Genomic DNA, 26,794 nt, shown 5'->3' with positions numbered 1-26,794 from the left:
CGGTCTCAAGCGCGTTTTGCAGTGACGAAGGCCGCAAGGCTTGCCACATTGCTGAAATGGTTGCGGGTGTCCTTGGCGTCGGCATCTATCTTGATGCCGTACTGTTTCTGAATGGCCAGGCCAAGCTCCAGGGCGTCGACAGAATCCAGGCCCAGGCCTTCGCCGAACAGAGTCTGGTGGTCACCGATGTCGTCGACCTCGATATCCTCCAGGCCGAGGGCGTCGATGATCAGCTGTTTGATGTCACGGTGCAGATCGCTCATCTTCGGCGAGCTCCTTGATGAAATAGTGATGCAAAAAGTCGTTGAGCCTGCGCGAAGCAAGGGGCGGTGGGCCGAGCGTGGCGAACGATCCTGGATCTATATCGGCTCCCACATGGAAACTGAAGTGCACGCGTCGCTGGGGAATGCGGTACCAGGGTTCGGCCTTGGTCAGGGTGGTCGGGCTGACCTTGATGGTCACGGGCGTGAGGATTTTCGCACCCCGCAGGGCAATGGCCGCGGCGCCCCGATGAAAGGCCGGCGCCTGGCCTGGCTGGGTGCGCGTCCCCTCGGGGAACACGATCAGGGCCTGGCCATCTTTCAGGGCGTCGCTGGCGGCGTCGAGCATGTCCATGCTGCCGTCGTTGCTGATGTATTGGGTCGAGCGCAACGGGCCGCGGGTGAAGGGGTTGTCCCAGAGGCTTTGCTTGACCACGCAGTTGGCATCGCGCACCAATCCGATCAGAAAGACCACGTCGATCAGCGACGGATGATTGGCGATGATCATTTGTCCGGGCCGGCCAAGTCTTTCTGCGCCGTGGATCTGATAGGTGAGCACGCCGGTGCGGGCCATGAACCGGATGAAGAACCAGAACAGCCGCCCAACCGTGCGCCGGGCCCGTTGCCGATGGGCCTCGGGATCGCCGGGCCACCAGGCCAGCAGTGGAAACACCAGCAACCGCAGGCACAGCCCGCCCAGCCCGAACAGGGCGAAGCTTGCAGCGGTCGCGAGCAGGCGCCAGTAATAGGCGTCGCGATGCTTCTTGCCCGTCACCGGTTGCGTTGCCAGGTCCATACACGATTCTTCCAGGCATGTTGGCAGGTGGTTTCGTCGTTCAGTAGCGTACGTAGCAGATTCAGGGCATGGGGCCAGTCGCTGCCGGACGGTTGAACCTGTGGGGTGGACAAGGCCAGTTGCCAGTCTTCGCCCGGGGTAAGCAGCAGCCCCATTGCATAGGGAAACGGCACGTCGTCAACCCAAGGTGCATAGACCTGGGGCGGTTGTTCTTCGGTGATGACCAGCAGCACCGCCGGCGCACCTTCATTCAACAGCGCGGCGGCTTCCAGTACGCCATGCTCCAGACCGTCGCCCGTGGCGGCCAGGGCCGTCATCTCGCTGGTTTCGTTGCGCATGATCGACCACAGGCCGATCACTGCGTTGTGCACCGACAGGCTGAACTGGGTGGGCGACAACGGTTGGTCGGCTGCCAGGTCCTTGAGAATCTCAAATGTGCGCGGGGTTTCACCGTGGCGGGAAATAAAGACCAACGGCAGGTTCGGCCGGCCTTCGGCCAGGGGCCAGCCGACACTGAAGGCCATCCGCGCCAGGCGACTGAGGCGGCGGCGCTGCATGGCCGGCAGGAACGAGACATCAGGGGCGGCGTCGTTGGCGGGCAATATCACCGGCTGTTGGCTCCAGGCCTGCCAGTCGTCCACGCTTTCGAGCCCAGGGGCCCATGCGCGCCATTGGGCGATATTGAAATTGATCAAAAAATTCATCCCACCCCTGCGGGCTTTTTATTGTCACGGTTCAGTGGTTTGACCCGCGTCCAACCCAGCATGGCCTTGCGACCCAAATGGCGCGCATTATCCCGGTGCCGTTGGCTTGTAGCAAACAATGGTTACATTAAAACGGGAAAACCTGACGGTGGGTTCGTCCCGGCTCGGCCAGCTCATTATCGCGATTGTGATGAACCTGTCTGTCGGCTGCTTCCGTCATCCTTCGCGCGAATTGACGCTTCTTTACCGGAAAAAGCCACTAACGCTGTAGTCCATCCATGCTGAAGGTAGCGAAGCGGTGTCATCGCCTACTACACTCGGGAATCTTTGATACACGGAGGTTTTGACATGCGGCGCGTGGTATTCAATCAGAAAGGTGGGGTGGGCAAGTCCAGCATCGCCTGCAACCTGGCGGCGGTCAGCGCCAGCGAAGGGTATCGCACGTTGTTGGTGGACCTGGACGCACAGGCCAATTCCACTCAATACCTGACCGGTCTCACCGGCGACGACATCCCCATGGGCATTGCCGACTTCTTCAAGCAAACCCTGTCCTCCGGACCCTTCTCGAAGAAGAACAAGGTCGATATCTACGAAACGCCGTTCGATAACCTGCATGTCATCACCGCCACTGCCGAGCTGACGGATCTGCAGCCCAAGCTTGAGGCGAAGCACAAGATCAACAAGCTGCGCAAATTGCTCGAAGAGTTGGACGATGATTACGACCGGATTTACCTGGATACGCCCCCGGCGCTGAATTTTTACGCGGTTTCGGCGTTGATTGCTGCAGATCGCGTCTTGATTCCTTTCGATTGCGACAGCTTTTCCCGCCAGGCCTTGTATGGCCTGTTGGCGGAAATCGAAGAACTCAAGGAGGACCATAATGATGGCCTGGAGATCGAAGGCATCGTCGTCAATCAGTTCCAGGCCCGGGCCAGCCTTCCGCAACAAATGCTCGACGAACTGATCGCCGAGGGCTTGCCGGTACTGCCGGTGTACCTGAGCAGTTCGGTGCGCATGCGTGAATCCCACCAGGCAAGCTTGCCGCTGATTCACCTGGACGCACGGCACAAGCTGACCCAGCAGTTCGTGGAGTTGCACGGGTTGCTGGAAAACGCCTGATCAACAGCCGCTGCCGTCCCTGTGGGAGCGAGCCTGCTCGCGATAGCGGGCTGACAGGCGCCTCGATGTTGAATGTGCCTGCGCATCGCGAGCAGGCTCGCTCCCACAGTGAAGTGGTTTCAAATGCCCTGGCTGCGCAACCAGTTCATCAACTGCGGCAAGGGCAACGCCCCGCTTTGCCGTGCGACCTCCTTGCCATTCCTGAACAGGATCAGGCTGGGAATCGAGCGAATGCCCAATTGCGCCGACAACTGCTGATTGGCTTCGCTGTCGAGTTTGGCCAGGCGGCATTTGCCGGTCAGTTGCGTGGCGGCCTGTTCGAACACCGGCGCAAAGGATTTGCAGGGTCCGCACCAGTCCGCCCAGACATCCACCAGCAACGGCAGGTCGCCCTTGACTTGGCTGGCATAGTCGCCCTGCTTGAGTTCGAACGGTTTGTCCAGTAGCACCGGGGCCTTGCAGCGCCCGCACTTGGGCTGGTCGTCCAAACGGTCTGCAGGTAGGCGATTGAGCCCGTTGCATTGGGGGCAGGGAATCAGCATCAGCTCAGGCATGGTGGGCTCCAGAAGACAGTCATGACGCTGATCTGGTGTCTGCGAGGCGGTTTATCAAGGCTGCCATTCATCAGATGCGCCGCACTGACGCCCTTCGATGGCCTCAAAAAGACCACAACGCATCTGTTCGCAACCCAAGGAGGTCCCATGAGCCATCCTCGAGAACCTGTCACGCACGCACCGCAGGACAACCCCAACGACGACGGCTGGGTACTCGGCACCGCCGGTCGCGACGAGGACCCGAACGCCGCTCCCGCCTATGCCATTGATCGCCGTCACGAACGAGACGAACTGACCCCCGAAGACGCCCGCGGCCTGCCCGGCTATCCCGAGAAAAAAACGCCGGCCAAACCCACTGACAAGGATGCCACCGAGGCAGAGCCGGGAATCGAGACGCCTGAGCAGAGGAACGATAAGGTCGGGTGAGACAGCTTTTGTGGCGAGGGGATAAATCCCCTCGCCACAAAAGAGCGTTTGGCTGAAAGCCGATTCCAGCTATTGAGCTGGGTCACGACGAGCAACTGATCTCCAGATGCTTGCCCCACTCCGGCGGCCGTTGTGCATAGCTGTCCATGCCCGGTTGCTCCTCGAACGGGCGGCTCAGCACTTTGTGCAGGCGGCGGACTTCTTCGTAGTCGCCTGACTCGGCGGCATCGATGGCGTTCTGCGCCAGGTAGTTGCGCAGTACATACAACGGGTTCACCGCGTGCATGCGGATCCGGCGCTGTTCCTGATCGACGTTGCCTTCACGGCCGACGCGGGCGATATAAAGCGCGCCCCAGGCGTCGAAACCCATGAGGTCGACGAAGTCATCCCTCAGCCTGGCGACGGCTTGTTCAGGCGATTGATCACCCAACCGGCGGAAAAACAGGCTGTAGTCGACGCCGCTGTTCTGCATCAGCTGCAGCAGGCGCTCCACCAATTTCTGGTCATCGTCCTCCGCAGTGGTCAGGCCGAGGCGACGGCGCATCAGGTCCAGATAATGGGCCTGGTAAAGCGGCAGGTACAAGCCCAGGGTCTCGCGCAGGGCTTCAACGCTGATGAACGGCGTCAGGGCCTGGGCCAGGGCGCTGAGGTTCCACTGGCCGATGGGCACCTGGTTGCTGAAGGAGTAGCGACCCTGGTCATCGGAATGGTTACAGATGAAGTTGGCGTCGAAGTCATCGAGGAAGGCAAACGGCCCGAAGTCGAAGGTGACGCCCAGGATCGACATGTTGTCGGTATTCATCACGCCATGGCAGAAGCCATAGGCCTGCCATTTCGCAATGAGTTCGGCGTTGCGTTCGACGATTTCGCGGAACATCGCCAGGTACGGTTCCGGCTGTTCACGGCATTCGGCGAAGTGCAGGCTCAATACGTGCTCGGCGAGCGCGGCATGCAACTCGGGTTTCTTGGTGTAGTAGAAATACTCGAAATGACCGAAACGCACGTGGCTTGGTGCCAGGCGCAGCACCATGGCGGCGCGCTCCTGTTTTTCGCGCCACACCGGGGTGTCCGAGCCGATCACGCACAAGGCACGGGTAGTGGGGATGTGCAAGGCATGAAGTGCTTCGGAGGCCAGGAACTCACGGATCGAAGAGCGCAACACTGCCCGTCCGTCGCCCATCCGTGAGAACGGTGTCTGGCCCGCGCCCTTGAGGTGAAGGTCCCAGTGTTCGCCGGCTTCGTTGTACACCTCTCCCAGCAGCAAGCCTCGTCCGTCACCCAGTTGCGGGTTGTAGTGGCCGAACTGATGTCCGGAATACACCATCGCCCGAGGCTCGGTTTCGGCCCACAACTTATGTCCGCCGAACAGTTCGGCGAACAACGGCGCCTGGGCTTCGGCCGGGTCCAGATCCAGCAGTGCCATGGCGCCCGGGCTGGAGACGACCAGCCGTGGGTTGTCGATGGGTTCAGGCAACACATGGGCCGAAAAACCGTCGCCCAGGCGGGCGAAGCGGTTATCGAAGGACAAGGTTTCCAGCGTTTTCATGGCCGTCTCCGGCGCGATGCCTGCTGGCACCCCGCGATCAGTCGAGTGTGTCCTGGGGCGGCTCCGCTACCGGCTTGATGCTGGTTACCGACGCAGGCGCGGGCGTGATGGTTTTTTTCTCGGGCTCGGCGGGCACCAGCTTGTATTCCTGGCCGCTAAGGTTCTTCAGGTAGATTTCCATCTGCCGGAAGGAGATGTTGATGTGCTCCTTCTTGAACTCACGGTTGATGAAACGGTTGATCTCGTCCAGCACCGGATTGCGGTCGCCCAGATCGCGCACGTGCATACGCAACTCATGGTCCAGAGTGCTCTCGCCGAAGTTCAGGAAGTACACGATCGGTTCCGGCTCCTTCAGCACACGCGGGTTGTCACGGGCCGCCTTGAGCAACAGTTCCCGGACCCGATCCAGGTCCGAGCCGTAGTCCACGCCCAGTTTCAGGGTTACCCGGGTGACGGTGTCGGTCAACGACCAGTTGATCAGTTGCCCGGTGATGAAGGTCTTGTTCGGGACAATGATGTCCTTGCGGTCGAAGTCGGTGATGGTGGTCGCGCGGATGCGGATCTTGCTGACCGTGCCCGACAGATTGCCGATAGTGATGGTGTCGCCGATGCGCACCGGGCGCTCGAACAGGATCATGATCCCGGAGATGAAGTTGGCGAAGATCTCCTGCATGCCGAAGCCCAGGCCCACCGACAGCGCGGCCACCAGCCATTGCAGTTTGTCCCAGCTCACGCCCAGGGTGGACAGGGTAGTGACGAAGCCGACGCCGGCGATCACATAGGACAGCAGCGTGGTAGTGGCGTAGGCGCTGCCCTGGGCCAGGTTAAGTTTCGACAGGACGAACACTTCCAGCAGGCCCGGCAGGTTGCGCGCCAGAGCAAAGGTGATGCCGATGATGATCAGCGCACCGAGCAAGTCGCCGATGCTGATGGGCACCATGCTCATGTTGACGCCGGTGCCGCTGGTGTACTCGTAGAGGGTGATGTTGTCCAGGTACGAGAACACGCTGATCAGGTCCGACCAGACCCAGTAAAGCGCGGCGATGAAGCCGCCCAGCAGGGCCAGGCGGATCAGGCGCAGGGACTGCTCGTTGACCTTCTCGATGTCCAGGGTCGGCTCCTCGACCACGGCTTCGCCATCGCCGGCCTCCTTGGCCGCCTGGCGCTTGGCCAGGGCACGCTGGTAGGCCAGCCGTCGGGCCGCTACCGACAGACCACGTACGAAGGTGGCCTCGATCACCAGCCAGAACATCAACAGGTACAGGGTATTGATCAGCCGGTCGCTGAGCTTCAGCGCGGTGTAGTAGTAGCCGAAGCACACCGCGACGAACAGCGCGATGGGCAGTGCGGTGAAGATCACCCCGACGGCTTTGCGGAACAGGGAGGCGTTGCGGTGTGTCGGGCTGCTGAGCAACAGACGGCTGAGCAACCAGGCCATCAAGGCATAGCAGGTCAGGACCACGGGCATGCCCAATACGTCATCGGCCAGTGTCGAAGGCTGCAACTCGGCCACCGCCACCACAGCTACCAGCGCCAGCACCACCAGCCCGAGCCGACGGATCCAACCCTGGAGGAATTCGACCTGCGGTTTTTCCCAGCGGAAGTGCAACTCGGCCACGCCGCCGGGTGCCAGGATGCGATAGGCGGTATAGAACACCAGCCAGGCCTGGCCGATCTGCAACAGGGCTGCGCCGAGGTTGGCGTTCTGGCCGCGGGCATCGATTTGCAAGGCAAAGCCGCACAGGGCCAGCCCCAGGGCGACCGGCATCGCCAGCAGGATGTTGATCAGGATCGCCTGGGGTGTGTGCCACTGGCTGTCGCGCTTGAAGTGCCCCACGTCCTGGTGAACCTTGTTCAACCGGGCGTAGAGGTGCTTGCGCCGCCACAGCAGCGCGCCGATCAGCAAGGCCAGGGGCAGGAACAGCAGCGGTCGCTGTGTCAGGCCGTCGGCCAGTTCGCTGAGGCTCGAAGTCCAGGGCAGCGAGTCGACCTGCTTTTCCAGGCGAGCCGGCACGCCACGCATCCATTCGAAATCCAGCGGTTTGTTGCTGGGGATCCAGAACATCTGCTCTTCGAGTGTCGCCCGCAGGTTTTGCGCGGTGCTGAGCAGTTGTTTCTGGTTGAGCTGCAGGGTGATCGATTCGTTGAGCACCGCGCTCAATTCGCGGCTCAGGCGTTCCAGCAGGTCGACGCGGGTCAGGGCCAGGTCCAGCAGGGTCTTGCGCAGCTGCGGCGTGACTTGCTCCGACGGCTGGGACGCCAACAGGTTGTCCACGTAGGCGCTCGGATTGTTCAGCAGCTCCCGTTGCTGGCTGACTTCGAACTGGTACAGGCGGATGTCGGCGATCTGGTCGGCGAGGTTCTGGTCCAGCTTCAGGCGTGGCAGGGTCTGGCGCTGCTTGTAGAGGATCTTGGAGAGCAACAGGCTGCCTTTGAGCACGCTGATCTGCTCATCCAGGGCCGCGTCGGTCTGGGTGACGCTGTCCAGCAACTGCTTGGTCTGCAGGTTCTGCTGGGTCACCTCGTTGAGGCGGTCGGTACTCTTGAGCAGATAGTCGGAGAGCTTCAGGTTGGTCGCGCTTTCGGTTGCCAACAGGCTGCTGCCGCCGGCCTTCTGGGCTTCGATGGACTGCTGGGTCACCGTCTCCTGGGACTGGGCCAGGCGCTTCTGGTTGATCAGGTTCTGCAAGTCCTGGATTTCCTGCTCCATGCGAGCGATCTTTTCCATCAACAGGTCGTGCTGGCCGTTGCCCAGGTCCTGCAGCTGGCTGTTGCCGGCCAGTTCCTGGCGGCGCAACGGAATCAGCGCGTTGAGGGCTGCCAGTTCGGCGTTGAGCTGATCGCGTTGTTCGGCGCTCAGGGGCTTGCCGGCGTCCCTGCCTGCCTTGAGGATGCTATTGATCTGCTGGATGCGGGTCTGGCTGCTGGCGATTTCCGCCTGGGCGCGCTCGGGGCGGGTCTGGGCGGTGATGATCAGGCTGTTGGCATCGGCGAGGGCTTTTTGCAGGTCGCCCTGCTGAGTGGAGCGCTCCGTCAACATTTGCTCGAGCTGGGGAATCGGCAGGTTGGCATAGCGCTGTGCCACGGGGACCACTGCGGTGTTCTTGAGCCGCGCCAGTTCACGCTGGTTTTCGATGTTCTGCTTCGGTGCGCTGGCCAACTGTTGCTTGAGGGCGAGCAGCTTGCGTTCGTAGTCAGCCTTGCTGGCGAGCTGGGCCAGGGTGTCCTGCAATATGGCTTGCAAGGCTTTCTGGTCGGCTTCTGGCAGCTTGCGGTCGGCAATCTTGTCCAGGCTGGCCTGCACCGAGTCGCTCGTGGGCGGTTCGGCTGCGTGCAGCGTGGAGACGGAAAGACTCAGGCCCAGCAGGGCGATGGCGAAGAAAGAGCGCAGGGTAGGCATAGAGACCGGACGAGCAGATTAAAGAATGGGAGCAGTTTAGAGGAACAAGCCGGGACCCGGGCGACTTCCTTCGGGGAATCTGACGCCCACTTTGCCGATCTTGTTCCCGTCCATGGCCGCGACGGTCCACAAGGTGTTGTTCCACTCCACCTGGTCACCGACCACCGGCGCGCCACCGACTTTCTGGGCAATGAAACGGCCCAGGGACAAGTCCGGATCGATGCCGTCCAGCTTCAGCCCGTACAGGGCGGCAACCGCGGCCAGTTGGGCGTCTCCTTCGAGTACGAAGTCGCCGAAGAAGCGCAGATCCAGGCCCCTTTGTGGCGCCTGGCTGAAGAGTTTTCCCAGGGCCGGCAGGTCATGTTCATGACCGATTACACAGAGCAGATCGTCGGTTTCCAACACCGTACTACCCGACGGATGGAGCAGTTGCTGGCCACGAAACAGCGCTGCGATACGTGTGCCATCGGGCATTTTCAGGTCCCGCAGGGGCGAGCCGATGCACCATTTTTCCGCCCCGAGGCGATAGATGAACAGCTCCCACTCGCTGGTGACATGAACCTCCAGCGCCGCCCGTGAAATCGGCAAGGGCTCCGGCGGGACCGTGACATGCAGCAACTTGGCGACCCAGGGCAGGCTCGTGCCCTGGACCAGTAACGACACCAGCACGATAAAGAACGCCAGGTTGAAATAGAGCTGGGCGTGGGGCAGGCCGGCCATCAGTGGGAACACCGCCAGGATGATCGGCACCGCGCCACGCAGCCCGACCCAGGAGATGAAGGCTTTCTCGCGACCATGGAAGGCCTTGAAGGGCAGCAGGCCGACGATGACCGACAGCGGCCGTGCGAACAGGATCATCCACAACGCCAGGCCCAGGGCGGGCAAGGCGATCGGCAACAGGTCATGGGGCGTCACCAGCAGCCCCAGCACCAGGAACATGCCGATCTGCGCCAACCAGGCCATGCCGTCGAGCATGTGCAGGATGCCGTGGCGGCTGCGCACCGGGCGATTGCCGATGACCAGGCCGCAGAGGTACACCGCCAGGAAGCCGCTGCCGTGCAGGGCGTTGGTCAGGGCGAACACGGCCAGGCCGCCACTGATGACGAGAATCGGGTAGAGGCCGTTGGCCAGGTTGATCCGGTTGACCAGTTGCAACATCAGCCAGCCGCCGCCCAGGCCGAGCACCGCACCGATGCCGAACTCACGCACCAGATGCCCCACCAGGTTCCATTCCAGGTCGGTCTGGCCGCTGGCGAGCATGCCGATCAGGGTCACAGTCAGGAACACCGCCATGGGGTCGTTGCTGCCGGACTCGATCTCGAGGCTGGCGCTGACCCGCTCGTTCAGGCCTTTGCCGCCCAACAGCGAGAACACCGCCGCGGCATCGGTCGAGCCGACGATGGCGCCGATCAGCAGGCCCTGGATCAGGTTCAGGTTGAACAGCCACGCCGCCGCCAGGCCGGTCAACCCGGTGGTGATCAACACCCCGACCGTCGCCAGCGACAGCGCCGGCCACAAGGCCACCCGGAAACTCGAGACCCGCGTACGCAAGCCACCGTCCAACAGAATGACGGCCAGCGCGAGGTTACCGACCAGATAGGCCGTGGCGTAGTTGTCGAAAAGAATACCGGCCCCATCGACGCCGGCAACCATGCCCACGGCCAGGATGATCACCAGGATCGGGATGCCCAGTCGGGAAGAAAGAGAACTGACCAGGATGCTCGCACCCACCAGCAACGCGCCGATCAAGAACAGGCTGTTGATGGTCGTCGCAGTCAAAGGCAGTACTCCGGGAAAACTGAAAGACGGGCACAAACCGGCCATGCAGTCTGCGTGCCAGCGATTCTAACCTGTTGAAATGCGATGCTGTCAAAAAAGGTTTGGGCTGCGGCTTCTCTGACCGTTTTGCAGGAAGCTTCCGGCCCTGCACAGAAACCTTTCTTACCTTCGTACCGGAGGCGCCTGATTTTGAAAAGGCGATCCCAACAATATCCTCAGCGCTCAAATATTCAATTGACGAAAAAAAGATGGCTACCTAACATCGCGCCGCTTTTTGGATGTCATTTTCGAGGGATCGAACATGTTTACACCCGCCCATTGGGCGAGGTTGTGCCTGGCTTTGCTGTGCCTGTCTCCGCTTGCTTCGACCCATGCCGCTCCTACCCCCGGTGAAACCGACCTGATCCGCGAGCGCCAGAACCGTTTGCTCGAAGAGCAGCGCCGCCGTCTGGAAGAGCTCAAGGACCTGCCGGGCCAAGAGGCGAAACCGACCCAGCCAACCGCTCCGGCCGATACCCGTTGCTTCCCCATCAAGACCATCGAACTCAAGGGCGCCGACAGTCTTTCGGCCGGTGAGCGCGAGCGTTTGCTCCAGCCTTACATCGGCCAATGCCTGGGCGTGCCCCAGCTCAATGAATTGCTCAAGGTCATCACCGATCACTACATCGAAAAAGGCCTGGTCACCAGCCGTGCCTACTTGCCGCAGCAGGACCTGTCCAGCGGTCATCTGCAAGTGCTGGTGGTCGAGGGCCGGCTCGAAGGCTTGAAAGGCGCCGAGAACAGCCAACTGTCGGCGCGTGAGTTGGCGATGGCGTTTCCCGGTAAGACCGGTGAGCTGGTTAACCTGCGGGAAATCGAGCAGATGGTCGACCAGCTCAATCGCCTGCCTTCGAACCAGGCGCAAATGGAGCTGACCCCCGGCCAGAACGTCGGCGGCAGTGAAGTGCTGGTCAAAAATACCCCGCAGAAGCCCTGGCGCGCCGGGCTGTACCGGAGCAACGACGGCCAGCGCAGCACTGGCGAGCAGCAATGGGGCACCCGTTTCGAATGGGACAGCCCGCTGGGCCTGGCCGATCAGTTGATGTTGCGCGGCGGTCATGACGCGATGAGCGATCACCAGCACACCTCGCGCAACGCCATGCTCTATTACAACCTGCCGTTTGGCTGGTGGAACGTCAGCTACACCTACAGCCAGAGCGAGTACCGCTCGCAGATCGCGGCCAACGGTTTCAACTTCAAGCAAAGCGGCGACAGCCAGAACCATCAGTTGCGGATCGAGCGTGTCATCTATCGCGACGCCATGAGCAAGACTTCCCTCAACACCGGTCTGGCCTACCTGCGCAGCAACAACTTCATCGAAGACAGCAAACTGGCCCTGAGCAGCAATCGCCTGAGCGAAGCGCAGTTCGGTATCAACCACGGCCGTCGGGTCGGCAGTGCCTTCGTCAACCTCGACCTGGGCATGCAGCAAGGCATCGGCGCCTTCGATGCCCAGGCCAACCACGACCCGGCACCCGGCCAGGCTGACGCCCGCTATCGCAAATACACCGCCACGCTCAGCTATTTGCAACCGTTCAAACTGTGGGACGAGTCTTTCAGCTTCAGCAGCTTGATGACCGGCCAGCGCAGCGAAGACGTGCTGTTCAGCCCGCAGCGCATGAGCCTGGGCGGAGAGTCTTCGATTCGTGGCTACAAGGACCAGTCGTTGGCCGGCGACAACGGTGGCTACTGGCGCAACGACTTGCGCTGGAGCCGCCCGGTGACCCTGGAATGGCTGCGTCCGGTATTTGCCGAATACGGCACCAGCCTGGGCTATGACCAGGGCGTGATCAGCGGGACCCGCTACAACGGCGATCAGCACGGGCGCATGTCGAGCAACTCGCTGGAGCTGTTCGCCCGCGGCCAGCACCTCACCGCCAGCGTCACCTTCGCCCACTCCCTGGAACGCCCGGATGCCCTGACCGAGCGTGAAGCGCCGATCTATTTCCGCGTTGATCTATCCATTTAATTCTGTTGCAACGAGACCTGATCATGGACGACCGCCAATACGCCTTGCTGGCCCGCCAACCTTCTGCTGCCCTGCAAAACCGCGAACGGTTCTGCGGCATGCCCAAGCGCGGCCTGGCGTTCCTGCTGGCCAACGTCATGTTCTGGCAACCGATGTGGGCCCAGGCCGACGGTATCGTCGTCAGTGCGCCGGGCACCAGCCTAGGCCAGGCAGGCAACGGTGTGCCCATCGTCAATATCGCCAAGCCCAACGGCAGCGGTCTGTCCCACAACCAGTTCACGGATTACAACGTCGGCAGCAACGGCGTAATCCTCAACAACGCCACGTCCCGCACCCAGTCCACGCAACTGGGCGGGATCATCCTCGGCAACCCGAACCTCAACGGCGCGGCCGCCACCACCATCCTCAACGAAGTCAACGGCGGCAGCCCGAGCCAGTTGCGCGGCTATACCGAAGTGGCGGGGCAGTCGGCCCATGTCATCGTCGCCAACCCCTACGGCATCACCTGCAACGGCTGCGGCTTCATCAACACGCCCAAGGCGACCCTGACCACCGGCAAACCGGTGATCGAAAATGGTCGGTTGAGCCGCTACCAGGTGGACCAGGGCAGCGTGGCCATCGAAGGCGCGGGTCTCAACGCCAACAACATCGACAGCTTCGAGATCATCACCCGCAGCGCCAAGATCAACGCCGAGATCCAGGCGAAAAACCTAACCATCGTCGCCGGTCGCAACGACGTCGATGCCGCCACCCTCAAGGCCACTGCACGCGCCGATGACGGCAGTCCCAAGCCGCAACTGGCGATCGACTCCTCGGCCCTGGGCGGCATGTACGCCGGGTCAATCAAGCTGGTGGGGACCGAGGCTGGTGTCGGGGTGAAGCTGGACGGCAAGATGATCGCCAGCGGTGGCGACATTCAGCTCGATGCCAATGGACATTTGAGTCTGGCGCAAACCACGGCAGCGGGCGCCGTCGAGATCAACGCCAAGAGCCTGGACGCTCAGGACACCATCTATGCGGGCCGCCATGTCCAGGCGACGACCCAGGGCGACATCAACAATCGACGCGCCATTGCCGCACGTGACGGTGTCACGCTGACGACCGACGGTCAGCTCAACAACCTGGGCGTCATCGAAGCGGGGGTCAATGCGGACAACACCCGCAACCAGGTCGGCGATGTCGTTCTCACGGCGGGCAGCATCGACAACCACGGGCAAAGCGTGATCGCCAGTCGTGACTTGAAAGCCACAACCACGCAGACCCTCGACAACCGCGGCGGCACTTTCTCTGCGGCGAGAACCCTGACACTCAAGGGTAAGGATATCGACAACCGCGCGGGTACGCTGGTCAGCCAGGGTGACCTGAAAGCGACAGCGACCGGAACGCTGGATAACCGTGACAAAGGCATCATCGCCAGCGACGGCAAGCAGACCCTGGTCGCTGAGACGCTAAAGAACCGTGAAGGTGTGATCAGTGGCAAGAGCTCGTTGGCGATCGACGCGAAAACCCTCGATAACAGCCGCGGCAAGATTGCTTCCGACGCCACGCTGACTCTTGAAGGCAATGACGTTGAAAACAGCGGCGGTCAGGTCACCAGCCAGGGAGATTTCGTCGCCACGCTGAAAACCTTCAACCAGCAGAACGGCAAGTTGATCAGCCAGGGAAAACTGACCCTGACCGCTGACAGCATCGACAACACGGACGAGGGTTATATCGCCTCGGTCAAGGCCATGAGCCTGACGGCCAACCAGCAATTGCTCAATACCGGTAAAGCGATCATCAGCACCGAGCAGGGACTGACGATCATCGGCGGTGGCGTCGATAACAGCAACGGTAGCCTGCTCAGCCAAGGAGACTTGAAGGTTGATGTCTCCGGCGACTTCGTCAACCAGGACGGCAGCACCATCACCCAGGCCGGGAACGTGGAGGTCGAGGCTCTCAATCTCGATAACCGTGGCGGCGTGCTGGCCAGTGTCGAGGGCTGGCTGAAAGTCACGCTCGACAAGGTGCTGGACAACAGCGAATCGCTCAGCGCAGGCGGCGATGCCGGATTGATCCAGGCACAGTCTGTCGAGCTCGATGCGAAGCAGGCGGTGCTCAACAATGGCGGGCAAGTGGCGGCCTTGTCCGGGACCGCTGAGGTCTCCACCGTCACGCTCGAAAACCGCAACGGTGACCTGCTTGCCAAGCAGGCACTCACGGTACGCGCCCGTGACCTGGACAACAGCGATGGACGAGCGGCAGGAGACACCATTGATTTCGGCCTTACCGGCGCATTGATCAACCAGCGCGGCCTGGTGGAGGGTGCCAATGGCCTGCTGATCGGCGTTGCGTCGATCGACAACCAGGGCGGCAAGCTGCGTTCGGTAGGCACCCAGGGCTCCGCGACCCTGACGATTACCCAATTGTTGGACAACCAGCGCGGCACCATCGAGGCGGCCACCCAGGACCTGTCCTTGCAGATGGCGGCATTCCAGAACGCTGACGGCAATGTCCGGCATGTGGGCACCGGCACTTTGGACGTGGACATCGCCCGATTCAGCAACGTCGGTGGCAGCCTGACGACCTCGGGCACCCTGACCGTCGACGCGGCGCGTTGGGACAACAGTTCGGATATCCAGGCCGATGTGCTGGACCTGAAGGTCGGTCAACTCAATCAATCCGGCAGCGGTAAGTTGAGCGCCGTTCAAAGCATCCTGGCCACGGGCGGCACCTGGAACAACGCGGGCATCATCAGCAGCGACGGTGACCTGGATCTACGATTGAGTGGGGCCTATGTCGGTACCGGAAACAGTCAGGCCAGTGGCTTCGGTCGGTTTGACCTGAGCGCGGCCAGCGTCGATCTGTCCAGCGGTTCGCGCCTGGCCGGCGGTGGCGACACCCGCATCACCAGCCTGGGAGTGGTGACCAACGGCGGGCGAATCACCGGGGGCGGCAAATTCTCCCTGGCCGCGACCCGTCTGACCAACACCGGCACGCTCGGCGGCGCCGAAGCTGTCGAGTTGAGCGCCAACGAGGCGCGCAACGATCGTGGCTTGATCTTCAGCGGCGCGGACATGGCGCTGCGCTTCAACACCTTCACCAACGCTTTTGGCGACGTCTACAGCCTTGGAGTGCTGGACGTCGCGGCGCGAGATGGCGTCGCTCGCAGTGAGTTGCTCGAGAACATCTCCGGCACCCTCGAGTCGGCAAAGGACATGTCGCTGCGCAGCAACGTCCTGATCAATCGCAAGGACGTCTTCACCACCACCGATGAGCTGGTGTCGGGCTCCATCAGCGTCACGTGTTATGACTGTGGTGGCGATCACCACAACGTCGATTATGTCGCCACTGAAACCTACAAGAGCGTAGTGCTCCAGGATTCGGCCAGCGCCACGCTGATGAGTGGCGGCAAGCTGACCATTGACGGCTCCTCAGTCTCCAACAACTACAGCGTGATGGCCTCGGGTGCCGACCTGCTGATCAAGGCGGACAACTTTGCCAACGTCGGCGCTGCTGCCGGCACCAGCGTCAGGACGCGTACCTGGAACACCGGTAGGGTGACCGACGGAACCGACGAGCGTTTCCGGGCGAGATACATCTTCCCGTATAACGCCCAGGCCAACCCGAAGGAAGTCCCTGTCGATGCACTCAACAGCTTCCGTCAGGTGGGTGATATCACCACCGTGACACCGGGTGCGCCGATGGCGCCGGCGGTCGTTCAATCGGGGGGCAACATCGACATCCAGGCCACCCAGAAACTGGAAAATAGCAGCCTCGTGCAGTTCCAGGCGCCATCGGCGGGGGCGGCCAGAACAGCGGCGACGGATGTCGCCACCTCCACGCAGCCTGCGGTGGTGGTGCTCAATCCGCAATTACCGCCGGACCTCGCGCAGCAACAGGTGAACCCGACCAGCATGCCCGGGTTCTCCTTGCCGACGGGCGATAACGGCCTGTTCCGTGTCGTTGATAGCGGCGCTGCGGCGCAAAACGGCCATGACCAGAGCCGTGCGACCGTCCAGGGATCGGATGCGAGCCGGGTCATCGTCGGTCCCAAGTACTTGATCGAGACCAATCCAGCGCTCACCGACCTCAAGCGGTTCATGAGTTCGGATTACCTGCTGCGCAACCTGGGCTATGACCCCGATACCAGCTGGAAACGCCTGGGCGATGGCCTGTATGAACAACGCCTGATTCAACAAGCGGTGCTTGCCCGCACCGGCCAGCGCTTCATCGCCGGGCAGACCAGCGACGAAGGCATGTTCAAGTACCTGATGAACAATGCCATCGCCAGCAAGGATCAGTTGAACCTGGCCGTTGGCGTGACCCTCACCTCACAACAGGTTGCTGCACTGACCCACGACATCGTCTGGATGGAAGACCAGGTGGTCAAGGGTGAGCACGTCCTGGTGCCGGTGCTTTACCTGGCCCAGGCCAACAACCGGCTGACGGCGGACGGCGCGCTGATCCAGGGCAAGAACCTCACGCTGATCGCAGGCACCGACCTGAAGAACTTCGGCACGCTGCGGGCCAGCGAAAACCTCTCGGCAGCGGCCGGGAACAACCTGGTCAACACGCGCCTGGCCGAAGCCGGCGAGCGCCTCAAACTGGTTGCCGGCAAAGACCTGGTCAACATCCAGGGCGGCATTCTCAAGGGCAAGGACGTCGAACTGTCGACGTTGAGCGGGGATATTCGCAACGACCGCACCATCACCACCGTTGAGAACAGCGGCACGGGCTTCAGTTCGAAAACCTCGATCGTCGACAATGCTGCACGCATCGAGGCCGGCAACAACCTCACCGTGCGGGCTGCGGGCGATTTGCTGAACGTGGGCGGCGCGATGACGGCGGGCAACGACGTCGAACTGAGCGCCGGAAAAGACATCGTCATCTCCGCGGCTCGCGAAGAAAGTGGCTCGATGCGCAAGGACAAGCGCCACTTCTGGGAACAGCGCCAGACCGTGCAGCATGCCAGTGAAATCAAGGCCGGCGGCGACCTGAATGCCGACGCGGGCAATAACCTGACCGTCGTCGCCAGCCATCTGGAAGCCAAAGGCGATATCAACCTCACCGGTAACGACGTATCACTGATTGCCGCTGCGAACGAGACCTCCAGCGAATACCGTTACAAGCGCAGTGGCAAGAAGATCAACAAGGAAGAAGACCATGTCCAGCAGCAGGCGACCACGCTCAATGCGGGCGGGGATGTAGCGATTGCTGCGCGCAACAACCTGTCGGTGGTAGCGAGCAAGATTACGGCGGGTGACGAGGCTTACCTGGTTGCGGCTAAGCAGATAAGTCTGCTGGCTGAGCAGAATCGGGATTATTCGCTGTATGACATGAAGAAGAAGGGGAGCTGGGGCAGTAACGCCGCAAAGCGAGATGAGGTGACGCAGATCACTCATATCGGCAGCGAGATCAAGGCCGGGGGCAACCTGAAATTGATCAGCGGTGGGGATCAGACCTACCAGGTGGCGAAGCTGCAAAGTGGCAATGATCTGACCCTCGACAGTGGTGGGCGGATCATCTTCGAGGGGGTCAAGGACTACCACGACGAAAGCCACACCAAGAGCAAAGGTGACCTGGCCTGGTACAAGATGAAAGGCGAGGGACGCACCGACGAAACTTTGCGCCAGAGCGAGCTCGTCGCCCAAGGACAGTTGGTCATCAAGGCCGTTGACGGCCTGCGTATCGACGTCAAGCAAGTCGATAAACAGAGTGTCAGCCAGACCATCGACGCGATGGTGAAGGCTGAACCGGGCCTGGCCTGGATGAAACAGGCCGAGGCGCGTGGTGACATCGACTGGCGCCAGGTGAAGGAAATCCACGACAGCTTCAAGTACCAGAACTCGGGCCTGGGCGCGGGCGCCAAGATTGCCATTGCGATCCTGATGTCGTTCATCATGGGGCCCGCCGGCTTCGGACTTACGGGCGGCAACCTGGCTGTCGCGGCCAGCCTGAGCACCACGGCAGTCACCAGCACCATCGATAACAAAGGCAACCTGGGCCTTGCGCTGAAGGAAACCGCCAGTGCCGACAGCCTGAAGAACGCAGCCATTGCCGGGTTCACTGCTGGTGCACTCAGATACGCAGACGAGAACTGGTTTACCAGCGCCGACAGCGCAAGCACTACCACTCAAGGCGTCGAGCCGTCGACAGGCTCAGCAGGTTCGGCATCGAGCGCCAGTAACTCCTCCAAGGACATCTTCCGCTGGAGTAACGCGACTGACACGGCCATCCGCACGACTGGGCGAGCGGTAATCTCCAGCGGCATTTCCACCGCGATTGGCGGTGGCAGCTTTGGCAGCAACTTCAATGCTGCCCTGCTGGGAGAAGCCGGCAATGTGGCGATGGCGACCGGCTTCAACTGGGTGGGCGATACCATCAAGTTCCCGGATGGCGGCCCTGAGAAAATTGTTGCCCACGCGATCATGGGTGGTCTGTTGGCTGAACTGACGGGCAGTGACTTCAAGACCGGCGCGGTAGCCGCCGGTTTGAATGAAGCGCTGATTCCCGGCATGGCCAAAGTGGCGGATAAAAACGAACACCTGCAACTGATGCTGTCGCAACTGACGGGCCTACTGGCTGCGGCCTCGGTCAACGGCGATCTGAATACCGGTTCGAAGATTGCCGAGAAAGCGACCACGTTCAACTACCTGTTCCATGCGGAACTGGTGGAGAGAGAGCAGAAGCTCAACACCTGCACATCGCCAGCTGATTGCCAATCCATCCGGGATTTTTACAACAACCTCGACACAGCCCGGAACCGGGAGTTCGGGCAGTACTGCCAGCAGAATCCGGCGGGCTGTGGGCAGATTACGAAGCAGCTGGCGGATGAGATTCCGGCCAATGAAAAATTGCTGCATGACGGCAGAAGCTCGGGGTTCGATCGCTCGGCAGCACTTTGGGAAATCACGCGGAGTAACGAGCGGGCCATCAATACCGGCATTATCGAGCATACGCGCACCGAAAACGGCGATGGTGCTGCATTACTGGCCGAGCTTGCGTCGAATGGATTGAGTCCGGATCGGGGATTGTTCGCGTCGACGGCTGGGGGGAAGGGTGGTACAACCGGGGTTAAGGTTGGGGTTGTAGGGGAGAAAGAAAAGGGAACAGTACCTGAAAATATGAGTCCGCCAGGAGCGGGACGGAGCGGTGCTTTTAATGAAGCTAAGCGTGAATCAGGCATCCCCACAAGCCAGCAACCTAGTCGTGTCATACCCAATGTTGATAAGCGCGGTAATCCCCAGCCGGGAGCAATCTATGAGTTTGAGGTTCCAGCTTCAGGCGGTGGTACCAGAACGGTAAGGATCCGTGATGATGCAGGAGGTCATGATTTCGGTGTGGGAAATCCACAAAATCGCGGCTCCCACTTTAACGATGAAACCGGAAATCACTATGACTATTGATATTAAAATTTTGAGCGCGCCTAATATTTTTATACCGAACGAGGTATTCAATATTGACCGTCCGCAGGGGGGGATGGCCGAGACTATATCTGTGGCGAGTTTTATGGTGGCTGGGTCATCAAGTAATTCTTTGGTTCTGGTGTTAAATTACATTTTCTCATTAATTGAAAAAAAAATACTCGGTTACGATATCTGGTTTTTTGTTGGTAGTTCAGCATGGCAGCCAGATACACGAGTGATCCGATACCGCAAGTTGTGGGGAGCTTTAAGCTTCCGTGGAAATGAAGTTGTAGGTGGCAGTGAACTGCAAGAACGCATGGTTGAGGCGGATGGGCGGTTAAAATTTTTTGGCGCTGTGCGGCTATCGAGAGATTCGGTTGAGTCTTTGGTGAAAATACTTGAGGTTGAACGCTGCTCATACATCGCTGCGCTACCTAGCGGCTTTGATGTTCAAAGTATTTTGGATGTGGGGTGGTCCGGGAATGTATCGGATGATTTGGATTTGCATTACTTGATACGTGAAAAGAAAGGCCTGCTTTTTAAGAGGGTTGGCGAGTTTGATGACGGTGAGCGAGGTTTTTTATCCACAGGGTCGTCAGAAGTGATGTGCGGATTATTGAATTGATTGGAGGGTGATGGCGTGGATTTTTTTTGCTGATTCGTAAATAAATCTGGGAGTTATCTGGCCGGCCTCCTTGCCTCACAGATGACCGATGTGTCACGGAATTCGCAGTTTCGATTTAAACCATGGAGGGATATTGATGAAATACGCTGTCATCTTACGTTTTATAGCAATGACTCTGTTCTGCTTCTCGCTGACGGGATGCATTCATTACGAGCATAAAAGCGCAGAAGGAAAGCCCTGGGACGAGGTCGCGACAATTCGGCAGTTCGACAAGGCGCTGTCGATAGCCAAGATCGATGACGATACGTCGCTCTATTGGCTAGCTCGCCAAACCGAGTATCGACTCGGAGCGGGAAGGCACAAAATTTCCGTTCACCGTGCTATTGGAACCGAATACTCACGACCCGTTGAAATGACCGTTGACCTGGTGGGAGGTCACACCTATGGCCTTTATGGTACCTCTTCGATGAAGTGGTGGTATTACGAGGTACGAGACATTGATACAGGGCGTTCCGCCAAGGTAATCGAGCCGGCCGTCATGTCCACTCCATCTGAATCGACCGGGCAGGGGGCTCATTGATATTCCTACCTTGATGCGGCCGCCCTCGGCCGGGGCAGTGCAAGACGCGGAAAAGGATCGTATGAAAATGGGCGATGCATACAAAGCGAAACACTTTGTATAGAGACCTTTCCCATTGACTTGCAGGACATTTCCTAGAAAATCCCAACCTCTTGCGCCTGCTGATTTCGGTGTCTAGCCTGTGTTTGCCGCTGCCCATTCAGCGGTCGGGTTTAGTCGCTCGGTAATCGTTAGGCGCAAGGTTCTCCTTAAAGTCAGGCTACGGTGTTGCCGCTGATTTTATGGTGGCTGTGCGCAGGGCACTTTCGGGTGCGCCGGTTTCCTAACGTCCCGGTCGACTAACCTGCGTACAGCCGCCACCCCACCTCGTTTAGTCGCGAGCCGTGGCGGCTCCAACTGACGTTAGGAGTACCCATGGACAAACTCATCCCAGACCCACCCGTCCCACCGCTGCACCTGGACATCGCCGCCGATGCCAACGCCGAACGCGTCATCGATTCTTACCTGAACCCCAAACCCAATCCACCCGATAAGCAACCGGCCCCAGACCAACTGTTCACCATCGTCCAGGGCGTGGATGCAGAGAGCCTGTTGGCCAACCTCAGCGAAACCCTGGCCTCCGCCAACGTCATGGCCGGGGATCTGGCATTCGAGCTGGACGGTTCCCGGCGGCATTTTGCCTTGGGCCTGCAACAGTTGATTGAACTGGGCCAGCTCCTGGCGAACCGGGCGCTGGACGTGGTCGATCCCAGGTAGAACGAAGGTGTTCGGGTTTGATCGATGGGTGTCGATCAAACCCGTTTTTTGCGACAGCATACGCCGCATGTTCCCTTCGGATTCCTGGACCGTGCCGACTGCCAACCGCAACGCCCTGATGGCCCGACTCGCTGCCGCACCGGATGACATCGCCACGCGGGTTTCGCTTTACCGCGACCTGCTCGACACCAGCGAAGCTTCGCTGGACGGCGTGCGGGTCGCCGCTGGCCTGTATGATCCGGCCGCCATGGCCGTGGTTGCCGAGTTGGACTGAAACTGGAAACTTAGAACCGGCTGGCAACTGAACCTGCTGAAGCAGTTGCACAGCCGGTCCAATGATCTAGTCGTCTAAGGCCGATGAGGGAGCGCTCCGTGACCCGAGAGGGTGGGCACGGAGCGAGGCATTTAATGCCCGAGGATCAGAGGCTGAACCGCCCCACCATGCTGTTCAAGTCCACCGCCAGGCGCGACAGTTCGGCACTGGCGGCGCTGGTCTGGTTGGCGCCGGTGGCCGATTGCACCGACAGGTCGCGGATGTTCACCAGGTTGCGGTCCACTTCGCGGGCCACTTGGGCCTGTTCTTCGGCGGCGCTGGCGATCACCAGGTTGCGTTCGTTGATCTCGACGATGGCGGTGTTGATGGTGTCCAAGGACAGACCGGCGCCGCGGGCGATGTTCAAGGTCGACTCGGCGCGTTCGGTGCTGTTGCGCATCGAGTTCACGGCCTGCTCCGTGCCGCTCTGGATGCTGCCGATCATCCGTTCGATCTCGCTGGTCGACTGCTGGGTGCGATGGGCCAGGGCGCGTACTTCGTCCGCCACCACGGCAAAGCCGCGACCGGCTTCGCCGGCACGGGCGGCTTCGATGGCGGCGTTCAGGGCCAGCAGGTTGGTCTGGTCCGCCAGGCCGCGGATCACATCCAGCACCTTACCGATGTCGCGTGATTCATCCGCCAGGTTGCCAATCAGCGTGGCAGTGCCTTGCACGTCGGCGCTCATGCGTTCGATGGCGCTGACGGTTTCCTGCACCAGGTCCCGACCGTCGCCAGCGGAGGAAGTAGCGTTCTTCGAGGCTTCGGAGGTGCTGACCGCATTGCGCGCCACTTCTTCCACGGCGCTGGTCATTTCATTGACCGCGGTGGCGGCCTGTTCGATTTCGTTGTTCTGCAGGGTCAGGCCACGGGCGCTTTCGTCGGTGACGCTGTTGAGCTCTTCGGCGGCGGAAGCCAGTTGGGTCGCCGAGCCGGAGATCCGCTGCAGGGTGTCGCGCAGTTTTTCCTGCATGGTCGCCATTGCCCGCAACAGGCGACCGGCTTCGTCATTGCCATCCACGGTGATCGGCCGGGTCAGGTTGCCCTTGGCTATTTCTTCGGCGGCGTTCAGGGCGCTGCCAATCGGGCGGGTGATGCTGTTGGTCAGCAGCCAGGCGAACAGCAAGGTCAGGCCGGTGGCGATGACCAGCAGAACGACGACCCAATTGAAAGCGGTCGAGTACTGTTGCGTAGCGCCTTGGTTGAGCGCTTCGGCTTGCTGATTGTTGATCTCCATCAAGCGGTTGATGACGACATTGATGGCGTCGGAATTGCTCAGCAGCTCAGTGTTGAGCAGTGTGCGCAATTCATCGATCTGATTGTTGCGTGACAGCGTCTTCATCCGCTCTTCGAGCTGACGATACTGACCCAGCAGTTGCACGTACTGGTCATAAGCAGCCCGTTCTTCAGGGGCGCTGATGAGTTTTTCATAGGCGGTCTGGGCCGTGCGGATCTGCTGGTTGCGTTGTTCGAACAGCTCAAAGGTTTTCTTTTGGATATCCGGCTCGCGGTTGACCAGCAAGCGATAGGACAATACGCGCAGGCGCAGGGTGAGCTGGGTGAACTCGTCCAGGGCCTGGATGCTGGGCACGCTGTTCTCGACGATGTTTTCGCCGGAGCTGCGGATTTTGCTCATCTGGGTCAGGGCGAACACCCCAAGCGCCAGCATCAGGGCACCGATCAGGGCAAACCCCAGGAACGCCCGCGGCGCGATATTCATATTACGTAGGGACATGGAGGGTACCGGGAAGAAGCGCGTCCGTGCGGGCTGTGGCTGGTGTCACTGAATTATCGGTCATGGGGTGGAAGTCTTGAGGCTGCTGCGTGCTTTTGTCGCACAGTCACATCGTCGGTGCGACGAAGGGCAGGAACCAGATTCCCCATTCGTAGTCTCTACAACTCGCCAGCGAAGCACCGTCGTCCTGCAAACCATGGCATCGGCAGTGACTTTTCTTTATCGTACGCGCCCCCTGAAAAAGCCTGGAAATCAATATGTTGGAAGCATCCCTCAGCCAGCTGGAGCAACTGGTCAATGACCTGGTGCAACAGAATCGTCATCTCACCGGCCTGAACGAAACCCTGAGCGCGGAACTTGCCAGGGCCAAGGATGAAAACGAAAGCCTGCAACTGAGCCTGATGGAGCAGGAAGAACTCCACGGCACTACCGCCGCCCGTATCCAGGCATTGATCGAGCGGGCCAGCACCGGTCCTGTCAGCGCATGAGGCACGGCGCCGATGGGGTGACGGTGATCTCGATCCTGGGAGAAGACTATTCGATCAAGGCTCCGGCCGGGCAGGAACAGGCCCTGCTGGACGCCGCTGCGATGCTCAAGGCTGCCCTGGCCGACACCAAGAGAAAATACCCGACGCTGATCGGTGATCGTCTGTTGGTATTGGCGGCAATGAACCTGTGCTCACAGCAGATAGAACTGCAGAAGCAGCATCAGGCGGAGCTCGACCGTTATCAGGAGCAGGTCAGCGCCACCGTCGATGTCATTTCCAAGACGATTCAGCAGGCCTGAATGGATGATGACCTGTGGGAGCGGGCTTGCTCGCGAAGGCGGTGGATCAGCTTGCTTCAGTGCTGAATGTAGTGCCGTCTTCGCGAGCAAGCCCGCTCCCACAGTGGATTTGGGTGACCGCTCAATCAGTGTTCAAGCGATTTGCGCCACGCTACAAAACCCGGATCAGAACCACTCATCCCGCATTTCAAGACACGTACCGTCCCGTGCTTCGAGCAGTGCCAGCTCATGATGACAACCCGGTATTTCCCACGTCAGGAAATACCTCGCCGCTTGCAGCTTGCCTTTGTAGAAGTCGCTGTCCGCGAGATTGCCCCTGGCCAGGCCCTCCTCGGCGCGAATGGCCTGTTCCAACCAGCGCCAGCCGATCACCATATGCCCAAACACCTTGAGGTACAGGGCCGAGTTGGCGAGGCTGCTGTTGACCTTGCCTTGGGCCAGGTCGGTCAGTAGACCCAGAGTGACTGATTGCAGGCGCGCTACCAGGGCCTCCAATGGCTGACGCAGGTCCGTCAATGATGCATGCGCCTGGGCGCGTTCGGTGGTATCGGCCACCAGGCGGATCAATTGCTTGAGCCCGGCGCCGCCGTTCTGCGCCAGTTTGCGTCCCAGCAGGTCCAGGGACTGGATGCCGTGGGTGCCTTCGTGGATCGGATTCAGGCGGTTGTCGCGGTAATACTGCTCGACCGGGTACTCGCGGGTGTAGCCATGCCCGCCGAGTATCTGGATCGCCAGTTCGTTGGCCTTCAGGCAGAACTCCGAGGGCCAGGATTTGACGATCGGGGTCAGCAGGTCCAGCAACTCGTGGGCGCGTCTGCGCTCGGTCTCGCTTTGAAGGGTGGTGGTATCGTCGAACAGCCGCGCGGCATACAGGCCCAGGTCAAACGAGCCTTCGACGTAGGCCTTCTGGGTCAGCAGCATGCGGCGTACATCGGCATGCTGGATGATCGCCACGGGAGCGGTGGTCGGGTCCTTGCTGTCGGGTACCCGGCCCTGTGGGCGTTCGCGGGCGTAGTCGAGGGAATACAGATAGCCGGCGTATCCCAGCATTACCGCGCCCATCCCGACACCGATCCGCGCCTCGTTCATCATCTGGAACATGTAGCTCAACCCGTGGTGCGGTTTCCCCACGAGGTAACCGACACATTCACCGTTGTCGCCGAAGTTCAGCGCCGTGGACGTGGTCCCGCGCCAGCCCATCTTGTGGAACAACCCGGCCAGGAGCACGTCGTTGCGCTGGCCGAGGCTGCCGTCGTCGTTGACCAGGAACTTGGGCACGATAAACAGCGAGATGCCCTTCACGCCTGGCGGAGCGTCCGGCAGTTTTGCCAGGACCATGTGCACGATGTTTTCCGACAGCGGATGATCGCCTCCGGAAATGAAGATCTTGTTGCCCTTGAGTCGATAGGTGCCGTCGGACGCCGGCTCTGCACGTGTACGGATATCCGCTAGCGAAGAGCCCGCATGGGGTTCGGTCAGGGCCATGGTGCCGAAGAAGCGACCCTCGATCATCGGCTGCAGGAAGCGGCGTTTCTGCTCCTCGTCGCCAAAGCTTTCGATCAGGTTCGCCGCGCCCATGGTCAGGAACGGATAGGAAGTCGACGCGGCATTGGCGGATTGAAAATGGGCGAAGCAGGCTTGGGACAACAACGTCGGCAGTTGCATGCCGCCGGCCTCGAAGCTGCGCGCTGCGTTGAGAAAACCAGCCTCCAGGAAGGCATCCACGGCCGGCTTCACTTCTGGAATCAGGATCGCCTCGCCGTTCTCATAACGGGGCTCGTTTTCATCGTTCTTGCGGTTGTGCGGCGCGAAGTATTTCTCGGCGATGCTAAGGGCTGTACCGATGGCCGCATCGAAAGTTTCGCGATTGTGCTCGGCGAACCGCTCGCGCTGGGTCAGGCCCTCGGCATCGAGGACTTCATACAGCTCGAAAGCCAGATTGCGGGAACTGAGCAACGTCTCGGACATGGCGGCCTACCTTTCTTTGGAATGGGGCCGAGTCTAGAACCGGGAATAGAGGC

18 protein-coding genes and 2 pseudogenes are annotated in these 26,794 nt (G+C 60.6%); 10 read left to right on the top strand and 10 right to left on the bottom strand.

The features are described 5' to 3' along the window. Positions 1–5: 5 nt before the first annotated feature. The 3 genes from FBX99_RS05750 to FBX99_RS05740 are packed head-to-tail and all read right to left on the bottom strand — an operon-like array spanning position 6 to position 1,760. Positions 6–263, bottom strand: coding sequence for a phosphopantetheine-binding protein (locus tag FBX99_RS05750; protein ID WP_024779865.1), 258 nt, complete (start codon positions 261–263; stop codon positions 6–8). Further along, positions 244–1,056, bottom strand: a complete 813-nt coding sequence (locus FBX99_RS05745; protein WP_145130896.1) for a 1-acyl-sn-glycerol-3-phosphate acyltransferase — start codon at positions 1,054–1,056, stop codon at positions 244–246. The genes FBX99_RS05750 and FBX99_RS05745 overlap by 20 nt, the downstream gene beginning before the upstream one ends. Then, positions 1,032–1,760 carry a beta-ketoacyl synthase chain length factor gene (locus FBX99_RS05740; RefSeq protein WP_145130894.1) on the bottom strand — a complete coding sequence of 243 codons (729 nt, stop codon included), beginning with the start codon at positions 1,758–1,760 and terminating at the stop codon, positions 1,032–1,034. Before FBX99_RS05740 ends, FBX99_RS05745 begins: the two co-directional genes overlap by 25 nt. A gap of 348 nt (positions 1,761–2,108) precedes the next feature. On the opposite strand from FBX99_RS05740, the gene FBX99_RS05735 reads away from it, so the two are divergent. Next, on the top strand, positions 2,109–2,879 hold the full coding sequence (locus FBX99_RS05735) for a ParA family protein (protein ID WP_145130892.1): 771 nt from the start codon (positions 2,109–2,111) through the stop codon (positions 2,877–2,879). A 119-nt stretch (positions 2,880–2,998) separates the two neighbouring features. Here the strand turns inward: FBX99_RS05735 and trxC are convergent, their stop codons facing one another. Continuing rightward, complete coding sequence (gene trxC, locus FBX99_RS05730; protein WP_144927984.1) at positions 2,999–3,433, bottom strand: thioredoxin TrxC; 435 nt, start codon at positions 3,431–3,433, stop codon at positions 2,999–3,001. 147 nt (positions 3,434–3,580) lie between these two features. On the opposite strand from trxC, the gene FBX99_RS05725 reads away from it, so the two are divergent. Then, positions 3,581–3,859 (top strand): hypothetical protein, encoded by a 279-nt coding sequence (locus FBX99_RS05725; protein ID WP_145130890.1) that lies wholly within the window; start codon positions 3,581–3,583, stop codon positions 3,857–3,859. Between the two features lie 82 nt (positions 3,860–3,941). Here the strand turns inward: FBX99_RS05725 and selO are convergent, their stop codons facing one another. Genes selO through FBX99_RS05710 form a run of 3 tightly spaced genes read right to left on the bottom strand, consistent with a single transcriptional unit; the run spans position 3,942 to position 10,584 of the window. Next, on the bottom strand, positions 3,942–5,405 hold the full coding sequence (selO, locus tag FBX99_RS05720; RefSeq protein ID WP_145130888.1) for a protein adenylyltransferase SelO: 1,464 nt from the start codon (positions 5,403–5,405) through the stop codon (positions 3,942–3,944). A 37-nt stretch (positions 5,406–5,442) separates the two neighbouring features. Then, entirely contained in the window at positions 5,443–8,805 is a 3,363-nt protein-coding gene (gene mscK, locus FBX99_RS05715) for a mechanosensitive channel MscK (RefSeq protein WP_145130886.1), read from the bottom strand. Between the two features lie 36 nt (positions 8,806–8,841). Next, a complete protein-coding gene (locus FBX99_RS05710) occupies positions 8,842–10,584 on the bottom strand; it encodes a potassium/proton antiporter (protein ID WP_144927999.1) in 1,743 nt (580 codons plus the stop codon). A gap of 301 nt (positions 10,585–10,885) precedes the next feature. Here FBX99_RS05710 and FBX99_RS05705 point away from each other — a divergent pair, with 301 nt between their 5' ends. From FBX99_RS05705 to FBX99_RS05680, 6 genes are all read left to right on the top strand, one after another. Continuing rightward, positions 10,886–12,592 (top strand): ShlB/FhaC/HecB family hemolysin secretion/activation protein, encoded by a 1,707-nt coding sequence (locus tag FBX99_RS05705; protein ID WP_145130884.1) that lies wholly within the window; start codon positions 10,886–10,888, stop codon positions 12,590–12,592. Positions 12,593–12,615: 23 nt separating this feature from the next. Next, positions 12,616–19,980, top strand: a complete 7,365-nt coding sequence (locus FBX99_RS05700; RefSeq protein ID WP_145130882.1) for a DUF637 domain-containing protein — start codon at positions 12,616–12,618, stop codon at positions 19,978–19,980. Beyond that, positions 19,970–20,605, top strand: coding sequence for a hypothetical protein (locus tag FBX99_RS05695; RefSeq protein ID WP_178111842.1), 636 nt, complete (start codon positions 19,970–19,972; stop codon positions 20,603–20,605). The genes FBX99_RS05700 and FBX99_RS05695 overlap by 11 nt, the downstream gene beginning before the upstream one ends. A gap of 136 nt (positions 20,606–20,741) precedes the next feature. Then, a complete protein-coding gene (locus FBX99_RS05690; protein WP_145130878.1) occupies positions 20,742–21,185 on the top strand; it encodes a hypothetical protein in 444 nt (147 codons plus the stop codon). Between the two features lie 414 nt (positions 21,186–21,599). Further along, the gene (locus FBX99_RS05685) at positions 21,600–21,941 is read left to right on the top strand and encodes a DUF6124 family protein (RefSeq protein ID WP_041022630.1); all 342 of its coding nucleotides are present in this window, start codon (positions 21,600–21,602) and stop codon (positions 21,939–21,941) included. Positions 21,942–22,008: 67 nt separating this feature from the next. Beyond that, positions 22,009–22,215 (top strand): hypothetical protein, encoded by a 207-nt coding sequence (locus tag FBX99_RS05680; RefSeq protein WP_306103466.1) that lies wholly within the window; start codon positions 22,009–22,011, stop codon positions 22,213–22,215. 145 nt (positions 22,216–22,360) lie between these two features. On the opposite strand, the pseudogene FBX99_RS29510 reads toward FBX99_RS05680, so the two are convergent. Further along, positions 22,361–22,960: pseudogene (locus tag FBX99_RS29510) on the bottom strand (methyl-accepting chemotaxis protein); the annotation flags it as partial. Between the two features lie 303 nt (positions 22,961–23,263). Further along, positions 23,264–23,920: pseudogene (locus FBX99_RS29505) on the bottom strand (MCP four helix bundle domain-containing protein); the annotation flags it as partial. 323 nt (positions 23,921–24,243) lie between these two features. On the opposite strand from FBX99_RS29505, the gene FBX99_RS05670 reads away from it, so the two are divergent. After that, positions 24,244–24,474 carry a hypothetical protein gene (locus tag FBX99_RS05670; protein WP_144928019.1) on the top strand — a complete coding sequence of 77 codons (231 nt, stop codon included), beginning with the start codon at positions 24,244–24,246 and terminating at the stop codon, positions 24,472–24,474. Further along, positions 24,471–24,773, top strand: coding sequence for a cell division protein ZapA (locus FBX99_RS05665; RefSeq protein ID WP_144928022.1), 303 nt, complete (start codon positions 24,471–24,473; stop codon positions 24,771–24,773). Before FBX99_RS05670 ends, FBX99_RS05665 begins: the two co-directional genes overlap by 4 nt. Before the next feature lie 165 nt (positions 24,774–24,938). Here the strand turns inward: FBX99_RS05665 and FBX99_RS05655 are convergent, their stop codons facing one another. After that, on the bottom strand, positions 24,939–26,741 hold the full coding sequence (locus tag FBX99_RS05655; protein ID WP_145130876.1) for an acyl-CoA dehydrogenase: 1,803 nt from the start codon (positions 26,739–26,741) through the stop codon (positions 24,939–24,941). Positions 26,742–26,794 lie beyond the last annotated feature (53 nt).

The organism is Pseudomonas sp. SJZ074, from assembly GCF_007828215.1.
Taxonomy (GTDB): domain Bacteria; phylum Pseudomonadota; class Gammaproteobacteria; order Pseudomonadales; family Pseudomonadaceae; genus Aquipseudomonas.
The sequence above is the reverse complement of the archived record's forward strand: the minus strand, read 5'-3'. Positions and strand labels throughout refer to the sequence as shown.